Here is a 26,035-nt window from a genome sequence, read left to right as displayed (position 1 = left end):
GTCCTCGTTCCTCAGTTCACCGGCTTCACGAGCGGGAAGAGAATGGTCTCGCGGATACCGAGACCCGTGAGCGCCATGAGCAGGCGGTCGATACCCAGACCCATCCCGCCCGACGGCGGCATCGCGTACTCCATCGCCGTGAGGAAGTCCTCGTCGATGCGCATGGCCTCCTCGTCGCCCGCCGCCGCGAGCAGCGCCTGCGCCTCGAAGCGCCGGCGCTGCACGACCGGGTCCACCAGCTCGGAGTAAGCGGTCGCGAGCTCGACGCCGCGCACGTAGAGGTCCCACTTCTCCACCTGCCCGCGCACGCTGCGGTGGTCCCGCGTGAGGGGCGACGTCTCGACCGGGAAGTCGCGCACGAACGTCGGCGCGACGAGGTGATCACCCACGAGGTGCTCCCACAGACCCTCGACGAGCTTTCCGTGGTTGACGTTCTTCGGGTCGAAGGAGAGGTCGTTCTTGTTCGCGAACGTCAGCAACGTCTCGAGCGACGTCTCCGGCGTGATGTGCTCGCCCAGCGCGTCCGACAGCGAGTCGTACATCTTCAGCTGCGTCCATTCACCGCCGAGGTCGTACTCCGTGCCGTCGGCGAGCGTGACGAGCGTCGTCCCGAGCGCGTCCTGCGCGGCCCGCTGGACCAGGTCCTGGGTGAGCACCGCCATCGTGTCGTAATCACCGTAGGCCTCGTACGCCTCGAGCATCGCGAACTCCGGCGAGTGCGTCGAGTCCACGCCCTCGTTGCGGAAGTTGCGGTTGATCTCGAACACCTTCTCGACACCGCCGACCGCGGCGCGCTTGAGGAACAGCTCGGGTGCGATGCGCAGGAACAGGTCGATGTCGAACGCATTCATGTGCGTCTCGAACTGGCGCGCGGCGGCGCCCTCGGGACGCGTCTGCAGCATCGGGGTCTCGACCTCGACGAAGTCACGCTCCCAGAAGTTCTCACGGATCGAGCGCACGACGGCCGCGCGCAGGCGCACGGTGTCCCGCGCTGCCGGCCTGGCGATGAGGTCGACGTAGCGCTGGCGTACCCGCGCCTCCTCCGAGAGCTCCTTGTGGAGCACCGGGAGCGGGCGCAGCGCCTTCGCGGCGATCTGCCAGGAATCCGCGAAGATGCTCAGCTCGCCACGACGCGAGCTGATGACACGACCGTGCGCGAACAGGTGGTCGCCGAGGTCCACGTCCGCCTTGAACGAGGCGAGCGACTCCTCCCCCACCACCGCCTGGCTGAGCATGACCTGCAGGCGGTTCCCCTCGCCGTCCTGCAACGTGACGAAGCACAGCTTGCCCGTGTTGCGCAGGAACACGACACGCCCCGCGACGCCGACCTCGTCCTGCGTCTCCTCGCCGGTCTGCAGGTGCGCGTACGCCGCGCGGACCTGAGCGATCGTCGTCGTGCGCGGCACGACCACGGGGTACGCCTCGCCACCACGCGCCAGGATGCGCTCCCGCTTCTCCCGGCGGACCTGGATCTGCTCGGGGAGGTCGTCGACCGCGTCCGGCACGGGTCCGGGCACGGCAGGGTCGGGAGCAGCAGCGGGAGAGGTCACCCGACGATTCTACCGACGCCCGCGCCAGGCCCGACGCGCGCCGGACGCACCTCCGGGGCGGCGGCGCAGCGACGTCGGGCACCGGCCGGAGGTGGCGTCGACCTGGTCGTGCGGGCCGCCCTGCCGGGTCATGAGGGTCCGACGGGCGCCCGCGCCGGGTCATGAGGGTGCGACGGACGCCCGCGCCGGGGTCATGAGGGTCCGACGGGCGGCCGTGCCGGGTCGTGGCGGGTCTGGCGGGAGCGTCGCGAGGAACGAGCGGCGCGGATGGCAGACCCGGCACGGCCGCCCGTCGGACCCGCCCGCCACCCACGACCGGGGTACTACCCCGCGCGGCCCAGGTTCTCCCCCGCCGGGGCGGGCTGGAGGTCGAGCGCGAGGTCGAGGATCGGCGCGGAGTGCGTGAGCGCGCCGACGGAGAGGTAGTCGACGCCCGTCCCGGCCACCTCGCGCGCCCGGTCGAGCGTGAGGTTCCCCGTCGCCTCCAGCTCGACCTTCGCGGGCACCCTGCCGTGCCCCTCGCGGGCGCGCACGGCGGCGACGGTCGCGGCGAGGACGGGGGTGGGCATGTTGTCGAGCAGGAGGAAGTCGGCCCCGGCGTCGAGCGCCTCGAGGGCCTGGTCGGTGGTGTCGGCCTCGACCTGGACGAGCACGTCCGGGAACGCGGTGCGGATGGCTGCGATCGCGGCGCTCACCGACCCGGCGGCGACGACGTGGTTGTCCTTGACCATCGCGACGTCGTACAGGCCCATGCGCTTGTTGGTCCCGCCGCCGGCGCGCACGGCGTACTTCTCGAGCGCGCGCAGGCCGGGGGTCGTCTTGCGCGTGTCGAGGACCTGCGCGCCGGTCCCGGCGAGCTCGCGGGCCCAGGCGCGGGTCGCCGTCGCGACGCCGGACGCGCGCGAGGCGAGGTTGAGCAGCGTGCGTTCCGCGACGAGCAGGACCTGGACGGGGCCGTCGAGCTCGGCGAGCACGTCCCCGCGGGTGACGCTCTCGCCGTCGTGGGCACGGAACGTGACGCGGGGTGCGGGTAGCCCGATCCGGTCGGCGACCTGCCGCGTCACCTCCTCGACGACGACGAGTCCGGCGACGACGCCGTCCGCGCGGGCCACGAGGTGCGCGGTGCCGGTGCCCGACGTCGGCACGGTCGCCTGCGTGGTGACGTCGCGGCCCGGCGCGGGGCCGAGGTCCTCGTCGAGCGCGCGGGCGACGGTCTGCGCCGTCCAGGCGGGGTCGAGGCCGGGCTCGACGCGCGACGGCTCGCGGGCGTCGTCGGGCCGGGTCGCGGGGGTGGTGCGGTCGGGTGCGGTCACGGTCGCCACCGTAACCGTTCATGCGGGGCGTCGGGACACGCGCGGAGGGCCGGCGGTCCGCGCGTGGTGCACGCGTAGGCGCGCACCGGCGCGCACCGGCGCGCACCGGCGCGTCAGCGCACCAGGAGGGTCCCGTCCTCGGCGAGGGACACGACGACGCGCCGCTCCCAGGCCGGGTCCTGCGCGGGGAAGTCGGTGCGGAAGTGGCCGCCGCGGCTCTCCGTGCGCAGCGCCGCGGCGGCGGTGAGCGCCGACGCGACCTGGTGGATGTTCGTGGTCTCCCACTCGGCGGCCTGCGGCTGCGCGACGACGTCGCTCGCCTCGTGCGCGTCGGTGCGGATCGCGGCGAGGCGGCGTGCGGCGGTGGCGAGCCCGTCGGCGTCGCGCACGACGCCCGGCCCGGCCGACGCGACGGACTGGATGCGGGACCGTGCGGCGGCGGCGACGAGCGCGGAGGGGCCGGGGCGCGGGGCGGGCTCGCCGACCACGAGGTCGCCGAACGCGACCCGGTCGGTGATCTCTCGGGCGGCGCGGTGGGCGAACACCAGGCCTTCGAGCAGCGAGTTGGACGCGAGCCGGTTCGCGCCGTGCACGCCCGTGCAGGCGACCTCGCCGATGGCGTAGAGCCCGTCGAGCGACGAGCGCCCGTGCAGGTCCGTGACGACGCCGCCCGAGTGGTAGTGCTGCGCGGGCGCGACGGGCACGGGCTCCTCCGTCCAGTCGATCCCCGTCTCGGCGAGCCGCTCGGTGATCGTGGGGAACCGCGCCCGGAGGAAGTCGGCGCCCAGGTGGCGGGCGTCGAGGAGCACGTGGTCCGAGCCGGTCGCCGTCATCTGCCGCACGATCGCGTGCGCGACGACGTCGCGGGGCGCGAGCTCGGCGAGCGGGTGCTGGGCGGGCATGAACCGGTGCCCGTCGGTGTCGAGGAGGATCGCACCCTCGCCGCGCACGGCCTCGGAGATGAGCGGCAGCTGGCCCTTGGCGCCGAGCCCGAGCCACAGCACCGTGGGGTGGAACTGGACGAACTCCAGGTCGCCCAGCTCCGCGCCCGCGCGCAGCGCCGCGGCGATCCCGTCGCCCGTGGCCTGCGGGGGGTTCGTCGACGAGCGGAAGACCTGGCCCACGCCGCCGGTGGCGAGCACGACCGCGCGGGCGAGCGCCGCGCCGACGCCGTCGCGCGTGCCCTCGCCCTTGACGTGGAGCGTGACGCCGCACGCCCGACGCCGCCCGTCCGGGCCCGGGGCCGTCGTCAGGACGTCGAGCACGAGGGCGTTCTCCACGACCTCGATGCCGGGGTCGGCGCGCACCGCGTCGAGCTGCGCGACGAGCGCGCGGGAGATCTCCGCGCCCGTCGCGTCCCCGCCCGCGTGCGCGATCCGGTCGGCGTGGTGCCCGCCCTCGCGCGTGAGCGCGATGTCGCCGTTGTCCGCCCGGTCGAAGTTCGCGCCGCGCGCGACGAGCTCGCGGACCCGCGCGGGCCCCTCCGTGACGAGCACCTCGACGGCCACCGGGTCGCACAGCCCCACCCCGGCGACGAGGGTGTCCGCGAGGTGCGCCTCCGGGGAGTCCTCCGGGTCCAGCGCGGCGGCGATGCCGCCCTGCGCCCACACCGTCGAGCCGGACGACAGCTCGCCCTTGGTCACGAGCAGCACCCGAGGGACGCGGGTGCGCAGCTCGAGCGCGGCCGTGAGGCCCGCGATGCCGGAGCCGACGACGATCGCGTCCGCCGTGGTCGTCCACCCCGGCTCCGGGGCGGCGAGGGTGCGGGCGAGGGGGCTCACCCGCGGGAGGCCGCGGCGTCGGGCACGCCCGCCCGGACCGACGCGAAGGACACGCCGCTCGGGGCGAGCCCGTCGGCCGCGGGCACGTCCGGGACGAGCCCCGGCTCGTCCGACAGGTCGACGGCGCGGTTGTGCTCGTCGACGAACACGACGTGGGGCAGGTACGTGCGCGCGTCCTCGTCGGAGAGCGTGCCGTAGGCGATGAGGATGACGACGTCGCCCGGGTTCACGAGGTGCGCGGCGGCACCGTTGATGCACACCTGGCCCGCGCCGCGCTCCCCCGGGATGACGTACGTGGTCAGGCGTGCCCCGTTCGTCACGTCCACGACGTCGACCTGCTGGCCCGGGTAGAGGTCGGCGGCGTCGAGCAGGTCGGCGTCCACGGTGATCGACCCGACGTAGTGCAGGTCGGCCTGCGTCACCGTCGCCCGGTGGATCTTGCCGATCATCATGGGGCGCTGCAGCGACGCCGGGCGCGAACGGGGGGTCGGCGCGGTCACGCGGTTCCTCCAGGGTGCTGGGTCCGGCCGCCCGCGGGGGGTTCCCCCGCGGCCCGGGTCGCGGGCGCGAGGGTGACGGCCGTGTTGTCGATGAGTCGGGTGGTGCCCACGCGCGCGGCCACGAGGAGGAGCCCCGGGCCGACGGCGCCGGGCGCCAGGTCCTCCACGGTAGCCGGGTCGACGAGCACCAGGTAATCCGGGTCAACACCGGACGCACCGTCGAGGATTCCCCGCGCCGCGGCGAGGACCTCGAGCGCGCCCGCGCCCGCCGCCGCCGCGTCCGCTCCGGCCCGCAGCGCGCGGCTCAGCGCGAGCGCCTGCTCGCGCTCGGCCGGTGCGAGGTACGCGTTGCGCGAGGACCGGGCGAGTCCGTCCGCCTCCCGCACGGTCGGGACGCCGAGCACCTCCACGTCGACGTCGAGGTCAGCGACCATGCGGCGCACCGCGAGGAGCTGCTGGGCGTCCTTCTCGCCGAACACCGCGACGTCGGGCCGCACGAGGTGCAGCAGCTTGAGCACGACCGTGAGCACCCCGTCGAAGTGCCCGGGCCGCGCCGCGCCCTCCAGCGCCGTCCCGAACCGGCCCGACGACACCCGCACGACCGGCGCGCCCGCACGCAGCCCCGGGTACATCTCGTCCACCGACGGCGCGAAGACCACGTCGACACGCGCGTCCTCGCCCGCCGCCGCGAGGAGCGCGACGTCGCCCGCGACGTCGCGCGGGTACCGCTCGAAGTCCTCGCCCGGGCCGAACTGCAGCGGGTTGACGAAGTCCGTCACGACGACCTCGCCCCGCGGCCCGACCGCGGCGCGGGCACGACGCACCAGCTCGAGGTGGCCGGCGTGCAGCGCCCCCATCGTCATGACCACCGCGCGCCCGCCCGGCGCACCACGGCCCGGGGCGGGCTCGCGCAGCGCCGCCCGCAGCGCGTCCCGTGTCGTCGCGACCCGGGGTGCGACGGGTCCCGGCGTGGGTCCGGCGGTCATCCTCCGACCTCCTCGGCGTCGTCCAGCGCGTCGAGCACGGCCCGCTCCGCCGCCGCGTCGATCCGGCCGCTCGCGTGCGCGCGGCGCGCGGCCGCCCCGCCCAGGGCCACGTACGAGGCGAGCACGTCCTCGGCGTCGCTCGTCGCCGCCAGGCCGCGCAGGGCCGCGAGGTGCTCGACGACGGTGCCCACGTCCCCGCGCGACACCGGTCCCGTGAGCGCCGAGATGGCCCCGGCGGCCCCGGCGCCGGACTCCGCGGCACGGTCGGCGGCGCGCGTCGCCCCGTCGAGCGCGGCGGACAGCAGCGGGGCGAGGGCTCGTCCCGGATGCTCCACGCCCGCGGCCTCGAGCGCCTGTGCCGCCTGCGCGACGAGCACCACGAGATGGTTCGCCCCGTGGGCGAGAGCCGCGTGGTAGAGCCCGCGCGACTCCTCCGCGACGACCACCGGCTCCCCGCCGAGCTCCACGACGAGCGCCTGCCCGATCGGCAGGACCGGCGCCGGGCCCGTCACCGCGAACGTCGTGCCCTCCAGCCGGGCCAGGTCGAGCGACGTCCCCGTGAACGTCATCGCCGGGTGGACCGCGAGCGGGATCGCGCCGGCCGCGCGCGCCGGGTCCAGCACGCGCGCGCCGAACCGGCCGGACGTGTGCAGGACGATCTGCCCGGGCTGCCACGCCCCGACGTCGGCGAGGCCCTGGACGAGGCCCGGCAGCGCGTCGTCGGGCACGGCGAGGAGCGCGAGCTCCGCCCGCTCGACGACGTCGGGCACCTCCAGGACGGGCACGCCTGGGAGCAACGCCTCCACCCGGTCCCGCGACGCCTCCGAGATGCCGCTCGCGCCGACCACGGCGTGCCCCGCGGCGCACAGCGCGCTCCCCAGGACCGCCCCGACCCGGCCCGCGCCGACCACCCCGACGCCGAGGCGGCCCGGGCGTGCTCCGCTCACGCGTCCCGCCCCTCGCCCGACGCCACGGGCTCGGCCGGCCCGTCCGCGGACGCGTCCAGCGGCACCTCGTCGCGACGCATCCACAGCTCGGGCCCCTGGTGCGCGCGCGCCTCGTGCGCACGGGCGGCCTGCGTGTCGAGGAGGCGCGCGGCGTCGCCCGCGTCCAGGTGCCGCGCCATCGGGACGACCGGGCCCGGGGTCGAGTGGACCGCGAACGTCGCGACGTCGAACCGGCGCTGCAGCGGCCCCTGCTGGAGCGCCAGCGACTGGGTGCGCTCGTGCGGCACGACGACGAGGCTGCGGAACACCCGACCGCTGCGCAGCACGAGCGCGCGGTCCGTCACGCTGAACCCGTTGCGCCGCCACGACAGCGGGTCGAGCAGGCGCGCACGCCGCGGCGACACGACGAAGTAGTCGCCCGCGTCGCGCCCCGACAGGCCCTCGTCGAGCAGCGCGCGCGGGTCCGGTGTGCCGAGGTCCGGCAGCACGAGCCACAGCGCCGCGAGCGCCTCGTCCCGGGTGCCCACCGGGAGCAGGACGCTCTTCGTCTGGGTCCCGTCCGCGCTCGGGCCGTACCCGGCGACGTTGACGTCGACGCGCCACCAGTCCGGTCCGCGCCAGAACGGGCCCTGGAGCAGCCGCACCGCCTGGACGCGACCGGGCGGGATCGTCTGCGAGCGCGTCTCGAGGAGGCCGTGACGCAGGCGGATCCCGTCGGGCGAGATCGCGGACCGGAAGCCGAACTCCCCGGTGAACCGCTGGAAGAGGTAGCCGCCGAAGCCGAGCACGGCCGGCAGCGCGCTGAAGAGGATGCCGATCTCGCGCGTGCCCACGACCACGCCCACGATCCCGAGGATGCCGAGGACCAGACCCAGCGTGGCGCCCGAGCGCAGCAGCGACGCGACGAGACGCCCCGGCTGGACGGCCGTCACGGGCTGCTCGGGAGCCTCGAGCGTCGGGGCGGGCACCTGGGCCGCGTGGTCACCCGCGACGGGGGACGCACCAGGGGGCGTCCCGTCCGGGGCGCCCGGGGGCGTCGTGCCCGGGTGCGGGGCCCCCACGCCGTGGGGCGCCGTCGCCGCCGGGTGGTCGACCCGCAGACCCGCGGCCCGCGCGAGCAGCTCGACCCGCAGCCGGTTCGCGTCGGCGTCCTTGAGGAACCCGAGCTTCACGCCCGAGTCGCCGCCCCCGGCGACCTCGAGCCGGAGCTCCGCCAGGCCGAAGAACCGGGCGAGGAGAGGCTGGGACACGTCGACGGCCTGGAGCCGGTCGAGCCGCGCCCGCCGCTGCTGCCGGAACAGGACCCCGGTGCGCAGGTGCACGGACTCGTCGTCGACCGCGTAGCTCGTCATGCGCCACGCGAGCGCCGAGTACCCGAGACCCACGAGACCGATCGCGAGCACGCCCAGCAGGACCTGCCACCACAGGTCCCCCTCGAACACGTTCTGCCCCTCCGGCAGCCCGTTGAGCGCCTGCTGCCCGACGACGACGAGCAGCACCGCGATGACGGTCCACCCCCGCACCAGCGGGGTGACGGGGTGCACCCGGTGCCACTCGAGCTCGTCCGCCCCCGGCCGCGGCACCGCCTCGACCCGGGCGTCGCCCCCGCTCACAGGCCGGCCAGCCGGGCCTCGCCGCGCGACGCGAGACGGTCGCGCAGGCGGTCCGCCTCGGCGGGCTCCAGACCGTCGATCGTCGCGTCCGTCGACGCGGACGCCGTGTGCAGCTGGACCTGCGCGATGCGGAGCCTGCGGGCCAACGGGCCGGCCTGCACGTCGACGTACTGCATGCGACCGTACGGGACGACGACGAGCGTCCGGAACATGATGCCCTTGCGGATGAGGAGGTCGTCGTCCCGCTCCGCGTAGCCGATGGCGCGGACCTGCCGTGGCACGACGACCACCGTCCACACGGCGTCCGCGACGAGCAGCGCCACGAGGATCCACGGCCACCAGTGGTCGACCAGGAGGAGCAGCACCACCACGACGACGAGGAGCACCGCGAGGACGATCCCGGCCGACAGCAGCCGCGCCGTCGCCAGGCGGGGCGACACGCGGGTCCACTCGACGCCCGGCGGGTCGAACGGGCCGCCGGCGCCCGGGGTCGCGGGTGCGGACGTCGTGGCACGGTCCTGGTCGGTCATGTCTCGATTCTCCCATCCGGTCGGTGCACCGGACAGCGCTCAGGCCGAGGCGCCCGCCTCGCCGTCCGCCTCCGTCGAACCACGCCGCCCGCGCACCTCGTCCTCCTCGCCGGGCGGCGGGAGCTGGCAGAAGCGCTCCGCGAGGAGACCCACGACCGCCAGGACCACCGCGCACCCGACCGCGACACCCGCCGCGACCGCGCGGTCGCGACGGGCCTCGATCGCCAGGTCACCCAGCACGGCGAGGACCTGCGCGCCGTACCACCCTGCGAGCAGGGCCCCCGTGAGCGCGGCCGCCTTGGCGAGCACGAACGTCCGCGCCGCCCGGATCGGGTCCAGGCCCGGCCGCTTGCCCTTCTGGTAGGACCGCACCGTCCAGCCCGCCCACAGCACCGCCCCGGCGAGCGCGACGATCGCGACGTCCACCACCCACGGCACCGCGGGCAGGTACGTCCCCCGGCCCTCCAGCCAGCGCACCACGAGCCAGCCCACCGCCGTCGTGACGGCGGCGACGAGCAGGAGAGTGCCGACCGAGGTCCGTCGCATCAGCGCTGCGGGTCGCGCGACGGGTCGTGCACGGGCGGGAACGCCGGCCACGGCGAGACCGGCTCCGCGGACTCACGAGGCGGTGCCTGCGGCGCGGGGGGCTGCTGCGCGGGAGACTGCTGCGCCGGGGGATGCTGCGCGGGGGCGTGCGGAGCGACGGGCGCCGACGGCGGCGCGGGGGCCGACGGCGGGGCCGGCGCGGGCTCGGCCGGGCGGGCCGCGGGGTGCAGCGCCGGGTCCGCGAGCGGCCCCGGGGCGGCGACCGGTGCGAACGGCACCCCTCGGATGATGCCGTCGTGCTCGGGCGTCGGCGCGGGCGCAGGGCGTTCCGGCGGCTCGGGCAGCCGGACCGCGGGCGGGCCCGGGTTCGGCGCGGGCACCGGTCCGTCGGCGACCGGGGAGAAGACGGGCCGTGTCCCCTCGGCCGGGCGCACGTCGTCGACCGGGTGTGTCGGTTCGGCCGGTCGGAACGGTTCGACCGGTCGGAACCGCTCCTCCGGTCGGAACTGCTCCTCCAGGCGGAACTGCTCCTCCGGGCGGAACGACTCGTCGTGGCGGAACGGCTCGGCCGGTCGCGCCGCAGGGTGCGGCGTCGGCGCGGTCGCGGGCGACGGGGCCGCCGACGGCGCGGGCGGGACAGGAGCGGCAGGTCCGGCGGGTGCGGCCTCCCCCGAGTGCACGGGCGCCTCCGGGGGCGGGGGCGCGGCGTCCTGCCGGGCGGTCGTCACGGGCACGGCGCCCGTCGGGTTCGGCGCCGGCTCCGTCAGCCAGTCGAGCGCGAGCCAGCGGATGCCGCCCCGGTCCGGCGCGGTCGCCGCCAGCGCCGCCACGGGCCCGCCGCCGAGCCCCGGGAGGACGGCGTCCGGCGCGATCTGCGCCCAGGGCTCGAGCACGAACGCGCGCTCGTGGGCGCGGGGGTGCGGGAGCTCCAGGTCGTCGGCGACGGCCGTCAGGTTCCCGTACACGACGAGGTCGACGTCGAGCGTCCGCGGACCCCACCGCTCGTCGCGGACACGGCCGTGGGCCTTCTCGACCCCCTGGCACGCGTGCAGCAGGTCGCGGGCCGACAGGCGGGTCCGGGCGAGCAGCACGATGTTGAGGAAGTCGGGCTGCTCCGGACCGCCCACGGCGGCCGTGCGGGCCAGCGGGGAGACCTCGGTGATCTCCAGGCCCGCGATCCTGTCGAGGTCGGTGATCGCGTCGTGCAGCGTCTGCTGCGGGTCGCCGAGGTTGGCCCCGAGCGCGAGGACGACCTCCACGAACCCGGCGGGCACCTCGTCCATGCGGTCGTGCTCGCGCTCCGCCGGTGCTTCCTGCTCGGCGGGCGCCGCCACGACGTCGTGCGCCTCGTCCCGGACGTCCTGGGGTGCGGGCGCGTCGAACGGTGCGGGGTGCGGCACGACGTCGTCCCCACCGGTCACCTCGTCGGTACCGGCCACGTCGTCCGCCGCAGCGGCGTCGTCGTCCGGGGCGGTGGGCCCGGTCGCCAGGGGGTCCACGGGCGGCGGGACGGGGACGGGCGGGGCGACGGCGAGGTGCGACGCGTCGCCCGCGGCCACCGGGGTGACGGTCTCCGCCCGGTCCTCGGGACGGTGGTCGGCCTGGGCGTCGGTCGCCGTCGCACCGTGGTGCGCGAGCTCCTCGAAGGCGGCAGGGGGCGCGGAGCGGTCGTCCTCGTCGCGCTCGTCCGCGACCGGGCCGGTCTCGGGCCCGGCCGGGAGGCGGGCGTCGTCGTGCTCGTCCGGGCCGGCGGCGTCGGGCTGGTCGTCGACCAGGGCCGGGTGCTCGGTCGCCGCGGGCGGCGGGACGGGCGGTGCCGACGGCGACCCCGCCGGCGGGATGCTCGGGGGCATCACCGACGGCGCCTCGGCGAGCAGCGGCTCGGGCTCCGGCTCGCGACCCGCCTCCACCCCGTGGATGAGCGCGGGAGCGACCGAGCCCACGGGGATCGGCGCGGCCGCGTGGCCGTCGCGACGCCCGAAGGGCGCGACGACCGGCGCGACGACCCGGTCGCGGCGGATGACGACCTCGACGTCGTCGAACGGGACGGACAGCGGCGCCTGCGGCTTGTGCACCGCGACGTCGACCGCGACGACGTCCGGGTGCGTGAGGATCGTCGCGGCGATGCGCTCCGCCACGGTCTCGATGAGGTCGGCCGGCGATCCGGCGAGCACCGCCACGACGTCCTCCGCGACGCCCGCGTAGCTCACCGTGTCGGCGAGGTCGTCGCCCCGGGCCGCCTCGCGCGTGTCGAGGTGCAGCACCACGTCCGCGCGGAAGAGCTGGCCGTCCACCTTCTCGTGGTCGTAGACGCCGTGGTGGCCGGTGCTGCTGAGCCCCGTGAGCCGGATCCGGTCGAACGGCCGCCCGTCCGCGTCGAGGACCGCTCCTGCGAACGCTGTGGTCACGTCGTACTCCGTCCTGGCGAGGGACCACGGTCGCCCTGGGGCGGTCGTGGTCCGCTGTCGTGAGTGGAACCGGGCGGTCCGGTCCGTGCTGCCTGCCGTGCTCGGGCCCGCGGCCCCATCCTGCTAGGTCGCGGGCCGCTCCGTCGAGTCGCCCGGGGCGCCGTCGGGGTGCCCCGACGGTTCGGCACCGCGCGACCACGCCGCGGCGACGCGCACCGCGTCGGCCGACGCGCGCACCGCGTGCACGCGCACGCACCACGCGCCCGCGGCGGCGGCGAGGGCCGTGACGGCGGCGGTCGCGTCGTCACGGGCCAGCGGTGGGGCCGGGTCGCCGTCGACGCCGGCGAGCAGGTGACCGAGGAAACGCTTGCGCGACGCCCCGACGAGCACGGGCAGGCCGAGGTCCCGGACCTCGCCGAGACGGGCGAGCAGCGGCCAGTTCGCGGTCCCCGACTTGGAGAAGCCGAGACCGGGGTCGAGGACGACCTGCTCCCGCCGCACCCCCGCCGCGAGGAGCGCGTCGACCCGGGCGGCCAGCTCGGACCGCACGTCCGTGACGACGTCGTCGTAGTCCTCGAGGTCGTCCATGACGTCGGCGTGCCCGCGCCAGTGCATGCAGACGTACGCCACCCCGGTGCGGGCGACGACGTCCGCCATGCGGGGGTCGGCGAGCCCGCCCGAGACGTCGTTGACGAGGCGGGCACCGGCCGCGACCGCGCGTTCCGCGACGACCGCGCGTGTCGTGTCGACGCTGACGACGGCGCCCCGCTCCGCCAGCGCGGAGACGACCGGCAGGACGCGGGCGAGCTCGTCGGCCACCGGCACGCGGCCCGCGCCCGGGCGGGTGGACTCGCCCCCGACGTCGAGGACGTCCGCGCCCTCGGCGAGCAGCTCGAGCCCGTGGGCCACGGCGGCGTCGGGCTCGAACCACTCGCCGCCGTCCGAGAACGAGTCCGGCGTGACGTTGACGACGCCCATGACGAGCGTCCGGCCCAGCCCGGCGAGGTCGTCGAGCCCGGCGACGCGCAGGTCGCCCGGGAGGGGCGAGGTGTCGCGGGTCACGGCGTCGACCGGGCCTAGCGGCCCAGGATGAGGCTCATGGCCTCGGCCCGGGTCGCGGGGTCGCGCATCTGGCCGCGCACGGCGGACGTCACCGTCCGCGAACCGGGCTTGCGCACGCCCCGCATCGACATGCACAGGTGCTCGCACTCGACCACGACGATCGCCCCGCGCGGCAGCAGGTGCTCGACGAGCGCGTCCGCGACCTGCGAGGTGAGGCGCTCCTGCACCTGCGGGCGGCGGGCGAACACCTCGACGAGCCGGGCGAGCTTCGACAGCCCGGTGATGCGTCCGTCGACGTTGGGGATGTACCCGACGTGCGCGACGCCGTGGAACGGGACGAGGTGGTGCTCGCACGTCGAGTACACCTCGATGTCCTTGACGAGCACCATCTCCTCGTGCCCGAGGTCGAACGTCGTGGTGAGGACGTCGCCCGCCTCCTGCCGCAGCCCGGCGAAGATCTCGCGGTAGGCGCGCGCCACCCGCGCCGGGGTCTCCCGCAGGCCCTCGCGGTCCGGGTCCTCCCCCACCGCGAGCAGGAGCTCGCGCACGGCCGCCTCGGCCCGGTCGGCGTCGTAGGGCGGCACCTCCGCCGGGGCGCGCAGGTCCTCCGCGGACCCCGCGCGGGTGATCCCGCCCGCCCCGTCCTGGTGCGTCATCAGGGCCGGCCCGTGGCGTCGCTGACGCCGTCGCCCGCCCCGTCCTGACCGACGGCCCGGTCGAGCGGGGCGTCCGCCGGCACCTCGCCGACGCGCTCCGGCGGCAGCTCGTCGTTCGCCGCCGCGGCCTCGTCCTGCGGGATGACGGGGTGGCCGTTCTGCGACGCCTTCTCGGCCTCGGTGAGCACCGGGCCACGCTGGGAGACGGCGCGCTGCTCGCTCGACAGCCACACGTCGCGCGCGTCGCGCTTGACCACAGGGGCGAACACGCGCGCGAGCTCGGCCTGGTTGAGCGTCTCCTTCTCCAGGAGCTCGAGGACGAGCGCGTCGAGCACGTCGCGGTACTGGGTGAGCACCTCCCACGCCTCGTCGTGCGCGGCGTCGACGAGCTTGCGGACCTCGTGGTCGACGGTCCCCGCCACGGACTCGGAGTAGTCGCGCTGGTGGCCCATGTCGCGGCCGAGGAACGGCTCGCCCGACCCGCTGCCGAGCTTGATCGCGCCGACGCGCTCGCTCATGCCGTACTCGGTGACCATCTTGCGGGCGATCGCCGTGGCCTTCTCGATGTCGTTCGACGCGCCCGTGGTCGGGTCGTGGAACACGAGCTCCTCGGCGACACGGCCGCCCATCGCGTAGGCGAGCTGGTCGAGCAGCTCGTTGCGCGTCGTGGAGTACTTGTCCTCGGTCGGCATGACCATCGTGTAGCCGAGCGCACGGCCGCGCGGCAGGATCGTCACCTTCGTGACGGGGTCCGTGTAGCGCATCGCCGCGGCGACGAGGGCGTGGCCGCCCTCGTGGTACGCGGTGATCTTCTGCTCCTTGACGTTCATCACGCGGGTGCGCTTCTGCGGCCCGGCGACGACGCGGTCGATCGCCTCGTCGAGCGCGCGGTCGTCGATGAGCTGGGCGCCGCTGCGCGCGGTGAGCAGCGCGGCCTCGTTGAGCACGTTCGCGAGGTCGGCACCGGTGAACCCCGGGGTGCGGCGCGCGACGGCGGCGAGGTCGATCCCGTCGACGATCGGCTTGCCCTGCGCGTGCACGCCCAGGATCGCCTCGCGGCCCTTGAGGTCGGGCGCCTCGACCGCGACCTGCCGGTCGAAGCGGCCCGGGCGCAGGAGCGCGGGGTCGAGGATGTCGGGGCGGTTCGTCGCGGCGATGAGGATGACGTTCGTCTTGACGTCGAACCCGTCCATCTCGACGAGCAGCTGGTTGAGCGTCTGCTCGCGCTCGTCGTGCCCGCCGCCCATGCCCGCGCCGCGGTGGCGGCCGACGGCGTCGATCTCGTCGACGAAGATGATCGCGGGCGAGTTCTCCTTGGCCTGGTTGAACAGGTCGCGCACACGGCTCGCACCCACGCCGACGAACATCTCGACGAAGTCCGAGCCGGAGATCGAGTAGAAGGGCACGCCCGCCTCGCCGGCGACGGCGCGCGCGAGCAGCGTCTTGCCCGTCCCCGGCGGGCCGTACAGGAGCACGCCCTTGGGGATCTTCGCGCCCACGGCCTGGAACTTGTCCGGCTCGGCGAGGAACTCCTTGATCTCGTGCAGCTCCTCGACGGCCTCGTCGGCGCCCGCGACGTCGGCGAACGTCACCTGGGGCGTGTCCTTCGAGACGAGCTTCGCCTTCGACTTGCCGAAGCCCATGACCCGGGAGCCGCCGCCCTGCATGCGGGACAGCAGGAACCAGAACAGCACGCCGATGATGAGGAACGGGATGAGCAGGCCGAGCAGCGACGTCCAGAACGACGGCTGCGCGACCTCCGAGTTGTACCCGTCCTCCGGCTCGGCGGCCACGACGGCGTCCACGACGGCCTCGCCCTGCGGCGCGACGTAGAAGAACTCGACGTTCGTCCCGTAGTCGTGCTCGTCGTCCGTGCCCTCGTCGGTCACGTAGGGGTCGGACAGCGTGAGGCGTACGCGCTGGTCGCCGTCCACGAGGAGCGCCTGGTCCACCGTGTCGCCCGCGAGCAGCTCGAGACCGGCGGACGTGTCGATCCGCTGGACGCTCGGCCGGGACAGGGTCGTGAACGCGATCCACAGGATCACGAGGCCGAGCACGATCCAGATGATCGGCCCGCTGAGAATCTTCTTGATGTTCATCGGCGACGGGGCGCGCGGCCCCGGATCCCTCCGCTCGCGCAAGTGTTCGGGCTCGAAACTACACGCTCCGCCTGGGGGCCCGCTGTGGTACGGGCCCCTGTTCGCCCAGGGCGTGGCCCGGTCAGGCCGAGTACACGTGCGGCGCGAGCGTCCCGACGAACGGCAGGTTGCGGTACTTCTCCGCGTAGTCGAGGCCGTACCCGACGACGAACTCGTTCGGGATGTCGAATCCGACGTAGCGCACGTCCACGACGGTCTTGGCCGCGTCGGGCTTGCGCAGCATCGCCGCGATCTCGACCGACGCGGGCCCGCGCGAGCGCAGGTTGGACAGCAGCCACGACAGGGTGAGGCCGGAGTCGATGATGTCCTCGACGATGAGCACGTGCCTGCCGGTGAGGTCCGCGTCGAGGTCCTTGAGGATCCGCACCACGCCGGACGACTTCGTCCCCGAGCCGTACGAGGAGACGGCCATCCAGTCCATCTCCACCGGGTGGCTCAGGCGGCGGGCCAGGTCGGCCATGACCATGACGGCGCCCTTGAGCACCCCGACGAGCAGGAGGTCCTTGCCCGCGTAGTCGCGGTCGATCTGCTCGGCGATCTCGTCGAGCCGCGTACCGAGCTGCTCCTCGGTGAGGAGGATGTTCTCGAGGTCGCCTGCGACGTCCGATGCTTCCACGGGGGTCACTCCTGGGTCGGGGGGGTGCGGTGGGAGGGGGCGGGGCCCAGGGAAAGCCTGCCACACGCGCGCGCCGCCCTCAGGTCGCCCGGCAGGTGCACGGGCCCCTGGCCGCGCCAGGCCGTGACGAGGGCGTCGAGGGCGTCGACGTGGACCGCGAACAGGTCGCCCGCGGGGCATCCGGCTCGCAGCGCCGCGGCCCGCAGCGCCCGGCGCCGTAGCGCCGCGTGCGCGTCCGCGAGCACGCCGACGTCGAGCCCGACCGGTCCCCTGTCGGCGGCACCGGGAGCGCCAGGCACGCCGGGACCGCCGGACGGTTCGGGACCGCCGGACGGTCCGACGAGCGCCCGGTCGAGGAGGTCCGCGGCGAGGTCGTCGAGCAGGTCGGCGTCGTCGCGCAGCAGGTCGGCGGTCCGCGCGAGGCCCGGGACGGCGCCGGGGCCGAGGACGTCGACGAGCGCCGGGACCACGCGGGCCCGCACCTGCGAGCGGACGGGCCCCGCGGCGTCGGGCACGACGTTCGTGGGGTCGTCCCACCAGGCGAGCCCGAGGGTGGTGCACACGGCCTCGGTGTCGGCGCGCCGCAGCCCGAGGAAGGGGCGGCGCAGGCGGCCGCGTCGGTCGGCCATGCCCGCGAGGGAGCGCGCGCCCGACCCTCGTGCGAGGCCGAGCAGCACGGACTCCGCCTGGTCGTCGAGCGTGTGCCCGAGCAGCACGGCACGAGCGCCGTGCTGGTCCGCGGCCGCGTCGAGCGCGGCGTACCGCACGGTCCGGGCGTCGGCCTCGAGCCCGGCCCCGGTGCGCGGGACGACGACGCGGCGCACGTCCACCGGGTCGAGGCCCAGTCCTGCGCACCGCGCCGCCGCCGCGCCCGCCACGTCCGCGCTGCCGTCCTGGAGACCATGGTCGACGACCACAGCCCCCGCCCGCAGCCCGAGCCGGGGGGCGACGAACGCGGTCGCGGCCGCGAGCGCCGTCGAGTCCGCCCCGCCGGAGCACGCGACGAGGACGAGGTCGTGGGGCGCGAGGTCGCGCAGCGCGCCGCGCACGGCGCGACGCGCCGTGGCGACGACCGGGTCGGGACCGCCCACCGGCTCAGCCGTGGACGCGGCGCACCCAGGCGCGCGCGTCGGCGATCTCGCGGGCCGTGGGGAGGTTCTCGGGCGCGGCCCACACGGCGTTGAAACCGTCCCGGCCGACCTCCTTCTCGACGGCGCGGACGAAGGCGGCGCCGTCGCGGTACTGGGCGATCTTCGCGTCCATGCCGAGGAGACGCCGCAGCACGACGTCCGCCCCGGAGGCGCCCGCGCCGTCGCGCCGCGCCTCGAAGGTGCGGCGGATGCTCCGCACGGTGCGGACCGTCCGGGGGCCGACGGCGTCCATCGCGACGTCGGCGTGCCCCTCCAGCAGGGCCATGACGGCGGAGACGTCCTCGAGCTGGTGCCGCTCGTCGTCGGTGAGGAACCCGTCGACGAGCGTGGTGCCCTCGCCCCGCACGGCGTCGAGGACGGCGCGCCCGACGGTCCGCAGCTTCTCCCGCAGGCGCGCCTCGGCGAGCCGCCGGGAGGACGCCGAGAGGTCGGCCAGGAGGCGGCCGGCCCGCTCGCGCAGGTGGGCGGCGAGCCAGGGGGCGGCGGCGAACTGCAGGGCGTGGGTCTGCTCGTGCAGGCAGACCCACAGGCGGAAGTCCGCCGGGACGAGGTCGAGCGCGCGCTCGACCTGCAGGACGTTGGGCGCGACGAGGACGAGCCGGCCCGGCCCGGGGGCGTCGGCGGGTGCGCTGTAGGGGTCGAACTGCCCGAGCACGCGGCTCGCGAGGACGGCCAGGACGGACCCCACCTGGGCGGCGCCGACGAGGGCGGTCGCCTGGGGGACGCGCGGGGGCCGACCGGTGCCGTCGTCGAGGAGCGTGTCGGCGACGCCCTCGGTGAGCGCGCTCATGATCTCCGTGTTGGCGCGCGCCCACCGGGCGCGGTCGACGACGAAGACGGTGCCCAGCTCGTGCGGGCGCGGGTCCCCGGCCGGGGTCATGCGGGTGACGTCGAGCACGTGGGGGACGGCCCGGGAGGCCGCGTCCCGCAGGTCCTCGACGAGGTCGGCCAGCTCGTCGCGCGAGGCGGTCGGGCCGGGCGGGGCGAGCCGTCCGGCGATCTGCGCGGCCGCGCCCCAATCCACGATCGCGGTCCGCGGCGGGCGGTCGGCGTTCTCGACGAGCGTCACCGCTCCACGGTATCCCGCACCCGGCGCACCGACGGGTCGACGCGTCAGGGGCCGCAGCCGCACTCCGCGAGCGACCCCACGAAGTCGTCGAGGATGATCCGCGCGCCGTACGTGCCGCCGTCGGGCACGGCGTCGGTCATGAGCGCGAAGACGAGCTGGCGGTCGTCCGCGGTGACGACCGTCCCGGCGAGCGAGGTGACGTCGGGCAGGCTGCCCGTCTTCGCGCGGACGACGCCGCGCCCCGCGTTGTCGAGGAAGCGGTCGTCGAGCGTCCCGGACAGCCCGGCGACGGGGAGACCCACGGCGCCGGTCCGCAGCTGCGGGTGCCCGGGGTCGGCGAGGAGCAGCACGACGTCGGCGAGCTGGCGGGGCGTGAGCACGGAGCCGTCCCCGAGGCCGGAGAGGTCGGCGAGGGTCGCGCCCGTGAGGTCGACGCCGAGCCCCTCGACCGCGGCCCGCACGGCCCGGGTCGCGCCCTCGCCCGAGCCGGGGAGCCCGGCGTCGAGCGCGACGACCCGGCCGACGACCTCGGTGATCGTGTTGTCCGAGTGCTGGAGCAGGTAGTCGACGACCTCGCCGAGCGGCGCGGACTCGACCTCGCCGAGGACGCGGGCGTCGTCGGGTGCGGGCGCCCGGGCCACGTCGCCGGAGACGGTGATCCCCTCGGCGTCGAGGGCGGCGACGAACGCCTCGGCGGCCGCCAGGGCGGGGTCGGCGGCGCGTGGCGCGTACTCCTCGTCCTCGAGCCGTGCGATGTCCACGGCGAGCGCCGCGACGGGGGCGACGTACCCGGCGGTGACGTTGCCGGCGAAGACCGCCGGCGAGACCGCCGGGCCGGTGAAGAGGGTGTCGTCGAGGCGCAGCGCCACGGTGGTCGCGCCGGTGAGCCGCAGCTCGGCGGAGACCTGGGCGGCGAGGTCGGCGAGCCCGGCGCGACCGTTGACGGCCGTCGGGTCGCCGGCGCCCGCGGCGAGCATCATGTCCCCGCCCCCGACGAGCACGACCGTGTCCTGCCCGTCGAGGACCGCGCGGGTCGGCAGGGTGGCGTGCGGGCCGGGCGACGTGAGGGCGGCGGCGGCGGTGAGCACCTTGAGCGTGGACGCGGGCACGTGGCCCGTGGTCTCCCCCGCCGTGCCGAGGACGTCGCCCGTGGCGGCGTCGACGACGAGCGCGCCGACGCGCGGCCCGAGGCGCTGGTCGGCGACGAGGTCGTCGGTGAGGTCCTGCACGGTCGCGACGGCGGGCACGGGGGCCGCGGGGTCGAGCGCGGGGAGGCCCGCGGCGAGCGCCGGCGCGGGGACGGCGCCGGGCGCGTCGGGGAAGGGGGCGGGCTCGGGCGGCGGGGGGGCGGTGGTGAGCATGCCCGGGACCACGTCGACCGCGTCCGCGACGAGGTAGCCACCCGTGAGCGCGACGACGACGCCGACGGCGACACCGGCGCGCGTGCCCCAGCCCATGCGGCTCCCTCGGTCGTGACCTGCCGTGCGTGCGTGCCGGCCGTCGCGCAGGACGGGTCCGGTCTCGAGCACGTGCGCATTATCACTCACGGGAGGCCGTGGACCCGCCTCGCGGCGCCCTCACGGCGGGGACGCACGTGTCACACTAGGAGCCGCACGACGGCGTCGTCCGTCGATCACACCCGACCAGCCACCGCCCGACGACCGCGGTGCCGGTACGACTGGAGGACAGCAGTGGAGTTCGACGTCACGATCGAGATCCCGAAGGGCCAGCGCAACAAGTACGAGGTCGACCACGCGACCGGCCGGATCCGTCTCGACCGCATGCTCTTCACGTCGACGCGCTACCCGGACGACTACGGCTTCATCGAGGGCACCCTCGGCGAGGACGGCGACCCGCTCGACGCCCTGGTCCTCCTGGAGGAGCCCACGTTCCCCGGGTGCCTCATCCGCTGCCGTGCGCTCGGGATGTTCCGCATGCGCGACGAGGCAGGCGGCGACGACAAGGTGCTGTGCGTGCCCACGGGCGACCAGCGTGCCGCGTGGCGCCAGGACATCGACGACGTCTCGGACTTCCACCGCCTGGAGATCCAGCACTTCTTCGAGGTCTACAAGGACCTCGAGCCCGGCAAGTCGGTCGAGGGCGCCCACTGGGTGGGCCGCACCGAGGCCGAGGCCGAGATCGAGCGGTCGCTGCAGCGCGCGATCGACTCGGGGTACCACACGCCCGGGCACTGACCCCGGCCCTCCCCGCTGCCCGACGGCGCCCCTCACCCTCGCGGTGCGGGGCGCCGTCGTGCGTCCCGGCCCCGGACGGCTTCTCACCATCTGGTCTCACATCGCGAGAACGGGGTGTCGCTCCCGGAGGTGCGTGCCTACTGTCGAGCCATGACCCGTCGAATGTGTTGCTGACCGCAGCGCACGTTCGCCTGCCCTGAGAGAGGTCGCCGACGGCGGCGACCGCCCGGGCACCCCCGACCCGCGTGCGCCGCTCGTGCCGTGGGACCGGTCGACGACCGTGCCGCTCCCCACGGCCCCTCCCGTCCGATCCCCGCCACCGCAGGAGCGAACCCATGAGCACCGAGCAGTCCCCCGCCTGGTCCTTCGAGACCCGCCAGGTCCACGCCGGACAGTCCGCCGACCCCGCCACCGGGGCGCGCGCCCTGCCGATCTACCAGACCACGTCCTTCGTCTTCCCCGACGCCTCGGTCGCCGCCGACCGGTTCGCGCTCAAGGACCTCGGCCCGATCTACACGCGCATCGGCAACCCGACCCAGGAGGTCGTGGAGAACCGCATCGCGTCGCTCGAGGGCGGCGTGGGCGCCCTCCTCCTCGCCTCGGGCCAGGCGGCCGAGACGTTCGCGATCCTCAACGTCGCGCAGGCGGGCGACCACGTCGTCGCCTCCCCGAGCCTGTACGGCGGCACCTACAACCTGCTGCACCACACGCTCCCCCGGTTCGGCGTCGAGACCACGTTCGTCACCGACCCGCACGACCCTCAGGCCTGGCGCGACGCCGTGCGCCCCACCACCAAGCTCTTCTTCGCCGAGACGATCCCCAACCCGCGCGCCGACGTCCTCGACATCGAGGCCGTCGCCGAGGTGGCCCACACCAGCGGCGTGCCCCTCGTCGTGGACAACACCGTCGCGACGCCGTACCTCGTGCGGCCGATCGAGCACGGCGCCGACGTCGTGGTGCACTCCGCGACGAAGTACCTCGGCGGCCACGGCGCGGCCATCGGCGGTGTCATCGTCGACGCCGGCACGTTCGACTTCGCGGCCGACCCCGAGCGGTTCCCCACCTTCAACACGCCCGACCCGTCGTACGACGGCCTGGTCTACGCCCGCGACCTCGGCGTGAACGGCATCCTCGGCGCGAACCTCGCCTACGTCCTCAAGGCGCGGGTGCAGCTCCTGCGCGACCTCGGCTCGGCGATCTCCCCGTTCAACGCGTTCCTCATCGCCCAGGGCATCGAGACGCTCTCCCTGCGCGTCGAGCGCCACGTCGCCAACGCGCAGCGGGTCGCCGAGTGGCTGGAGGCGCGCGACGACGTCCGCACCGTCCACTACGCCGGCCTCCCGTCGAGCCCGTGGCACGCGAACGCGCAGAAGTACCTGCCGCGCGGCGCGGGCGCCGTGCTCGCGTTCGAGCTCGACGGCGGGAGCGAGGCAGGGCAGGCGTTCGTCTCCGCCCTGCAGCTCCACTCGAACGTCGCGAACATCGGCGACGTGCGCTCCCTCGTCATCCACCCGGCCTCGACGACGCACAGCCAGCTCACGCCCGAGGAGCAGGCGCTGTCCGGGGTCACCCCCGGGCTGGTGCGTCTCGCCGTCGGTATCGAGCACGTCGACGACATCCTCGCCGACCTCGAGCTCGGGTTCACCGCGGCGAAGTCCGCGCTGGGCGCCTGAGCGCGCGATGGCGAATCTGGACGGCCGGGGCGCCGCCGGTGCCCCGGCCGTACAGTGGCCGACGGTGAGCACCGTGACCGACGAGCACCCCCGTCCCCGGCAGGCCCGCTCCGCGACGCGGCGCGCGGGCGCGTCGGCGCGCGCCCGCACGGCGGGCCCCGTGCCCGTCACCGGGGCGTGGCTCGAGGGGGACGACGCCGGGCAGCGGCGGTTCGCGGACGTCGGCACGTTCGACCTCGAGTCCGGGGCACGGATCGCCGACGTGCGCGTCGCGTACGAGACCTGGGGCACCCTCGCGCCCGACGGCTCCAACGCGGTGCTCGTGCTCCACGCCCTCACCGGCGACTCCCACGTGACCGGCCCCGCAGGTCCGGGACACCGCACCGCCGGCTGGTGGCAGGACATGATCGGCCCCGGCGCCCCCATCGACACCGACCGCTGGTTCGTCGTCGCACCGAACGTCCTCGGCGGGTGCCAGGGCACCACCGGGCCCGCCTCCCCCGCCGCCGACGGCGCCCCCTGGGGCAGCCGGTTCCCGCGCGTCACCGCCCGTGACCAGGTCGCGGTGGAGATCGAGCTCGCCCGCACGCTCGGGGTCACGTCGTGGGCCCTGGTCATCGGCGCCTCCATGGGCGGCCACCGCGTGCTCGAGTGGGCGGTCCTCGGCCCCGAGGCGGGGATCGAGGTGGAGGCGATCGCCGCGGTCGCCACGGGCGCGCAGACCACCGGGGACCAGATCGCCTGGGCCCACCCGCAGATCGGCGCGATCCACGCCGACCCGCGGTTCCGCGGGGGCGACTACTACGACGCGTCCGACGGCGACGGGCCGCACGTCGGTCTCGGGCTCGCCCGGCAGATCGCGCACGCCACGTACCGCACCGCCGACGAGCTCGACGCACGGTTCGGCCGTCTCCCGCAGGGCGGCGAGGACCCCTTCACCGACGGCCGCTACGCCGTGCAGTCCTACCTCGACCACCACGGGGACAAGCTGGCGCGACGGTTCGACGCCAACTCCTACGTCGTCCTCACCCGCTCGATGCTCACGCACGACCTCGGGCGGGACCGCGGCGGGGTCGACGCCGCCCTCGCCTCGATCACCGCGCGCACGCTCGTCGTCGCCGTCGACTCCGACCGGCTGTTCCTGCCCGCCGACTGCGCGAGGATCGCCGCCGGCGTCCCCGGCGCGGAGCCGCTGCGCGTGCTGCACAGCGACTACGGGCACGACGGCTTCCTCATCGAGCACGACCAGCTCGGCCCGCTCGTCGCCGACTTCCTCGGCGAGCGCACCGCGGCGCGCTGACCGGTCCGTCCGGTCCGTCCGGGCCGCCCCCCGGCCGCGCGTGCGGCACGATGGGCCCATGGATTCCGAGACCTCGACCGCGAGCGGTCATCTGCGCACCCAGTGGGACCTCCTGGACGGGTGGTTACGAGCGCTCGGCTCGGAGCTCGACCGTGCGGCGGACCGGTCGAGCGTCCTCGACGGCTGGACCGTCGGCGAGCTGGTCTCCCACCTCGGCCGCGCGCTCGGCGCCCTCGCACGGTGCACGCCCGTCCCGCCGGGCACCGTGCCCCTGACGTTCGCCGAGTACATCGGCAGCTACCCCGAGCGCGCCGACGAGATCACCGCCGTCACGCGCGAGCTCGACCACGAGCTCGCCGCCGACCGCCTCGGTGGTGTCGAGCGGATGGCCGCCGAGGCCTTCACCCGTCTCGACGAGCTCGCGACCGAGCGGGTCGTCCAGGCGCGGCGCGGGCCGATCACCCTCCGGGACATGGTGGTCTCCCGGGTCGTCGAGCTCGTCGTCCACGCCGACGACCTCGCCCGCTCGCTGCCCGCGGCCGCGGGGTCCGCGGTCGACCGTGCCGCTCTCGACGCCGTCGCCGACGAGCTCCTGCGGGTGGTCGTCGCACGGGGCGGCTGGAGCCTCGAGATCCGCGACCCGCTCCTGTGGACGCGCCTCGCGACGGGTCGTGAACCGTACGACGTGGACCGGCTCGCCCTTGCGCTCGTCCCCGTGCACACGTCCGAGGCGGTGCCCGACCTCGGCAGGATGCTCCCGCTGCTGTGACGTACCACCCGTTCCCGGCACGCTCCCGGCGCACCGCGTCCGTCGAGGCCTCGTCCGGCGCGTCCGCCGACCGCTCATGACGGCCGGCGGGGGCTGGCAGCCCGACGTCCTGGGCGCGGGGTACGAGCACCGCACCCTCGAGCTGCCCGACGACGACGAGGGCGGCGTCGTCGCCACCCTGGTGCGCTACGCACCGCCGGCACCGGAGGCCCTGCGGCCGGCGCGCGCGGTGCTCTACCTGCACGGTTGGAGCGACTACTTCTTCCAGACGGAGCTGGCGGAGCTCTGGCACGGGCAGGGCGCCGCCTTCTACGCCCTCGACCTGCGCAAGTACGGGCGGAGCCTACGCCCGCACCACACGCCGGGCTACGTCGACAGCCTGGACGCGTACGACGCGGACATCGAGGCCGCGCTGTCGGCGATCCGGGCAGACCTGGGCGACCACGCGGCGGTCATGCTCATGGGCCACTCCACCGGTGGTCTCGTCGCCGCGCTGTGGACGCACCGGCACCCGGGACGGGTGCGCGGCCTGGTCCTCAACAGTCCGTGGCTCGAGCTCCAGGGGTCGTCCCTGGCACGGACGGTGTCGGGTCCGGCCATCCGGCAGCTCGCGCGGTTCCAGCCGCGCGCACCGCTGCCGAACGTCGACCCGGGCTACTACGCGCGGACGCTGCGCGACCGCGCGGACGCGACGTGGACGATCGACGACGCGTGGCGTCCTGTGCCCTCGTTCCCCGTCCGCGCAGGGTGGCTGCGCGCGATCATCGCCGGCCACGCCCGGGTCGCCGCCGGTCTGGCCGTGGACTGCCCGGTCCTCGTGCTGCTCGCGGAGCGGTCGTTGTTCAGCACTCGGTGGACGGAGGACATGCGGGGCGCGGACATCGTGCTCGACGTCGAGCCGCTCGCCCGCCGTGCGCAGCACCTCGGGCCTGTGGTCACCCTCGTGCGGATCCCGGGCGGGATGCACGACCTCGCCCTCTCGGCGCCCGGCCCGCGCGCCCGGTTCTTCGCCGAGATCGTGCGCTGGACCGCGGGGTACGGCTGGTCGTGAGAACGCTGGTCGCGAGAATTCTGGTCGTGAAGATCCTGCATGCGGAAATGCCGAAGGCCCACCCCGTGTGGGGTGGGCCTTCGGTGAAGGGTTGTCCGGCGGCGTCCTACTCTCCCACCCCGTCTCCAGGGCAGTACCATCGGCGCTGAAGGGCTTAGCT

Annotated in this window: 22 protein-coding genes; 5 read left to right on the top strand and 17 right to left on the bottom strand. The window is 75.5% G+C overall.

What is annotated here, in order from left to right; translation table 11 throughout:
* Positions 1-11 precede the first annotated feature (11 nt).
* The 17 genes from lysS to dacB all read right to left on the bottom strand — a co-directional run bounded on the left by lysS (position 12) and on the right by dacB (position 20,416).
* Positions 12-1,550 (bottom strand): lysine--tRNA ligase, encoded by a 1,539-nt coding sequence (gene lysS / locus LGQ04_RS09985; protein WP_229243561.1) that lies wholly within the window; start codon positions 1,548-1,550, stop codon positions 12-14.
* Between the two features lie 323 nt (positions 1,551-1,873).
* Entirely contained in the window at positions 1,874-2,863 is a 990-nt protein-coding gene (nadC, locus tag LGQ04_RS09980; protein WP_229243560.1) for a carboxylating nicotinate-nucleotide diphosphorylase, read from the bottom strand.
* A gap of 113 nt (positions 2,864-2,976) precedes the next feature.
* Positions 2,977-4,644 (bottom strand): L-aspartate oxidase, encoded by a 1,668-nt coding sequence (locus LGQ04_RS09975; protein WP_229243559.1) that lies wholly within the window; start codon positions 4,642-4,644, stop codon positions 2,977-2,979.
* Positions 4,641-5,096, bottom strand: a complete 456-nt coding sequence (panD, locus tag LGQ04_RS09970) for an aspartate 1-decarboxylase (RefSeq protein WP_229243915.1) — start codon at positions 5,094-5,096, stop codon at positions 4,641-4,643. The genes LGQ04_RS09975 and panD overlap by 4 nt, the downstream gene beginning before the upstream one ends.
* A 44-nt stretch (positions 5,097-5,140) precedes the next feature.
* Entirely contained in the window at positions 5,141-6,130 is a 990-nt protein-coding gene (gene panC / locus LGQ04_RS09965) for a pantoate--beta-alanine ligase (RefSeq protein WP_229243558.1), read from the bottom strand.
* Positions 6,127-7,077, bottom strand: coding sequence for a Rossmann-like and DUF2520 domain-containing protein (locus LGQ04_RS09960; protein WP_229243557.1), 951 nt, complete (start codon positions 7,075-7,077; stop codon positions 6,127-6,129). Before LGQ04_RS09960 ends, panC begins: the two co-directional genes overlap by 4 nt.
* A complete protein-coding gene (locus tag LGQ04_RS09955) occupies positions 7,074-8,690 on the bottom strand; it encodes a PH domain-containing protein (RefSeq protein ID WP_229243556.1) in 1,617 nt (538 codons plus the stop codon). Before LGQ04_RS09955 ends, LGQ04_RS09960 begins: the two co-directional genes overlap by 4 nt.
* Positions 8,687-9,220: a PH domain-containing protein gene (locus tag LGQ04_RS09950; RefSeq protein ID WP_229243555.1), complete on the bottom strand. Its 534-nt coding sequence runs from the start codon at positions 9,218-9,220 to the stop codon at positions 8,687-8,689. The genes LGQ04_RS09955 and LGQ04_RS09950 overlap by 4 nt, the downstream gene beginning before the upstream one ends.
* A 39-nt stretch (positions 9,221-9,259) precedes the next feature.
* Entirely contained in the window at positions 9,260-9,766 is a 507-nt protein-coding gene (locus LGQ04_RS09945) for a DUF3180 domain-containing protein (protein ID WP_229243554.1), read from the bottom strand.
* Positions 9,766-12,174, bottom strand: a complete 2,409-nt coding sequence (gene folK, locus LGQ04_RS17730; protein ID WP_308016389.1) for a 2-amino-4-hydroxy-6-hydroxymethyldihydropteridine diphosphokinase — start codon at positions 12,172-12,174, stop codon at positions 9,766-9,768. Before folK ends, LGQ04_RS09945 begins: the two co-directional genes overlap by 1 nt.
* A gap of 123 nt (positions 12,175-12,297) precedes the next feature.
* Positions 12,298-13,152 carry a dihydropteroate synthase gene (gene folP, locus LGQ04_RS09935; RefSeq protein WP_229243914.1) on the bottom strand — a complete coding sequence of 285 codons (855 nt, stop codon included), beginning with the start codon at positions 13,150-13,152 and terminating at the stop codon, positions 12,298-12,300.
* 98 nt (positions 13,153-13,250) lie between these two features.
* Complete coding sequence (folE, locus tag LGQ04_RS09930) at positions 13,251-13,892, bottom strand: GTP cyclohydrolase I FolE (RefSeq protein WP_229243553.1); 642 nt, start codon at positions 13,890-13,892, stop codon at positions 13,251-13,253.
* Positions 13,892-15,991, bottom strand: coding sequence for an ATP-dependent zinc metalloprotease FtsH (ftsH, locus tag LGQ04_RS09925; protein ID WP_229243552.1), 2,100 nt, complete (start codon positions 15,989-15,991; stop codon positions 13,892-13,894). The genes folE and ftsH overlap by 1 nt, the downstream gene beginning before the upstream one ends.
* A 121-nt stretch (positions 15,992-16,112) precedes the next feature.
* Positions 16,113-16,667, bottom strand: a complete 555-nt coding sequence (gene hpt, locus LGQ04_RS09920; protein WP_229243551.1) for a hypoxanthine phosphoribosyltransferase — start codon at positions 16,665-16,667, stop codon at positions 16,113-16,115.
* A gap of 5 nt (positions 16,668-16,672) precedes the next feature.
* Entirely contained in the window at positions 16,673-17,758 is a 1,086-nt protein-coding gene (gene tilS, locus LGQ04_RS09915; RefSeq protein ID WP_229243550.1) for a tRNA lysidine(34) synthetase TilS, read from the bottom strand.
* 4 nt (positions 17,759-17,762) lie between these two features.
* Positions 17,763-18,887 carry an Rv3626c family coenzyme F420 biosynthesis-associated protein gene (locus tag LGQ04_RS09910; RefSeq protein WP_229243549.1) on the bottom strand — a complete coding sequence of 375 codons (1,125 nt, stop codon included), beginning with the start codon at positions 18,885-18,887 and terminating at the stop codon, positions 17,763-17,765.
* 44 nt (positions 18,888-18,931) lie between these two features.
* Complete coding sequence (dacB, locus tag LGQ04_RS09905; RefSeq protein WP_308016388.1) at positions 18,932-20,416, bottom strand: D-alanyl-D-alanine carboxypeptidase/D-alanyl-D-alanine endopeptidase; 1,485 nt, start codon at positions 20,414-20,416, stop codon at positions 18,932-18,934.
* Between the two features lie 162 nt (positions 20,417-20,578).
* Here dacB and LGQ04_RS09900 point away from each other — a divergent pair, with 162 nt between their 5' ends.
* From LGQ04_RS09900 to LGQ04_RS09880, 5 genes are all read left to right on the top strand, one after another.
* Positions 20,579-21,082 (top strand): inorganic diphosphatase, encoded by a 504-nt coding sequence (locus LGQ04_RS09900; RefSeq protein WP_229243548.1) that lies wholly within the window; start codon positions 20,579-20,581, stop codon positions 21,080-21,082.
* 335 nt (positions 21,083-21,417) lie between these two features.
* Complete coding sequence (locus LGQ04_RS09895) at positions 21,418-22,755, top strand: bifunctional o-acetylhomoserine/o-acetylserine sulfhydrylase (RefSeq protein ID WP_229243547.1); 1,338 nt, start codon at positions 21,418-21,420, stop codon at positions 22,753-22,755.
* Positions 22,756-22,819: 64 nt separating this feature from the next.
* Complete coding sequence (gene metX / locus LGQ04_RS09890; protein ID WP_372470039.1) at positions 22,820-24,055, top strand: homoserine O-acetyltransferase MetX; 1,236 nt, start codon at positions 22,820-22,822, stop codon at positions 24,053-24,055.
* Positions 24,056-24,113: 58 nt separating this feature from the next.
* The gene (locus tag LGQ04_RS09885; RefSeq protein WP_229243546.1) at positions 24,114-24,824 is read left to right on the top strand and encodes a maleylpyruvate isomerase N-terminal domain-containing protein; all 711 of its coding nucleotides are present in this window, start codon (positions 24,114-24,116) and stop codon (positions 24,822-24,824) included.
* A 76-nt stretch (positions 24,825-24,900) separates the two neighbouring features.
* Positions 24,901-25,875, top strand: coding sequence for an alpha/beta hydrolase (locus tag LGQ04_RS09880; RefSeq protein WP_229243545.1), 975 nt, complete (start codon positions 24,901-24,903; stop codon positions 25,873-25,875).
* The last annotated feature ends 160 nt before the right edge of the window (positions 25,876-26,035 follow it).

The organism is Cellulosimicrobium marinum (genome assembly GCF_020551945.1).
GTDB lineage: Bacteria > Actinomycetota > Actinomycetes > Actinomycetales > Cellulomonadaceae > Cellulosimicrobium > Cellulosimicrobium marinum.
This window is presented reverse-complemented; position numbering and strand designations above follow the sequence as displayed.

Excerpts from the sequence above, each read along its gene's own strand:
- LGQ04_RS09895 (WP_229243547.1), top strand. The coding sequence starts at position 21,418 with ATGAGCACCGAGCAGTCCCCCGCCTGGTCCTTCGAGACCCGCCAGGTC.
- LGQ04_RS09885 (WP_229243546.1), top strand. The coding sequence starts at position 24,114 with ATGGATTCCGAGACCTCGACCGCGAGCGGTCATCTGCGCACCCAGTGG.
- ftsH (WP_229243552.1), bottom strand. The coding sequence starts at position 15,991 with ATGAACATCAAGAAGATTCTCAGCGGGCCGATCATCTGGATCGTGCTC.
- folP (WP_229243914.1), bottom strand. The coding sequence starts at position 13,152 with ATGGGCGTCGTCAACGTCACGCCGGACTCGTTCTCGGACGGCGGCGAG.
- LGQ04_RS09880 (WP_229243545.1), top strand. The coding sequence starts at position 24,901 with ATGACGGCCGGCGGGGGCTGGCAGCCCGACGTCCTGGGCGCGGGGTAC.
- folE (WP_229243553.1), bottom strand. The coding sequence starts at position 13,892 with ATGACGCACCAGGACGGGGCGGGCGGGATCACCCGCGCGGGGTCCGCG.
- panD (WP_229243915.1), bottom strand. The coding sequence starts at position 5,096 with ATGATGATCGGCAAGATCCACCGGGCGACGGTGACGCAGGCCGACCTG.
- LGQ04_RS09945 (WP_229243554.1), bottom strand. The coding sequence starts at position 9,766 with ATGCGACGGACCTCGGTCGGCACTCTCCTGCTCGTCGCCGCCGTCACG.
- LGQ04_RS09950 (WP_229243555.1), bottom strand. The coding sequence starts at position 9,220 with ATGACCGACCAGGACCGTGCCACGACGTCCGCACCCGCGACCCCGGGC.
- panC (WP_229243558.1), bottom strand. The coding sequence starts at position 6,130 with ATGACCGCCGGACCCACGCCGGGACCCGTCGCACCCCGGGTCGCGACG.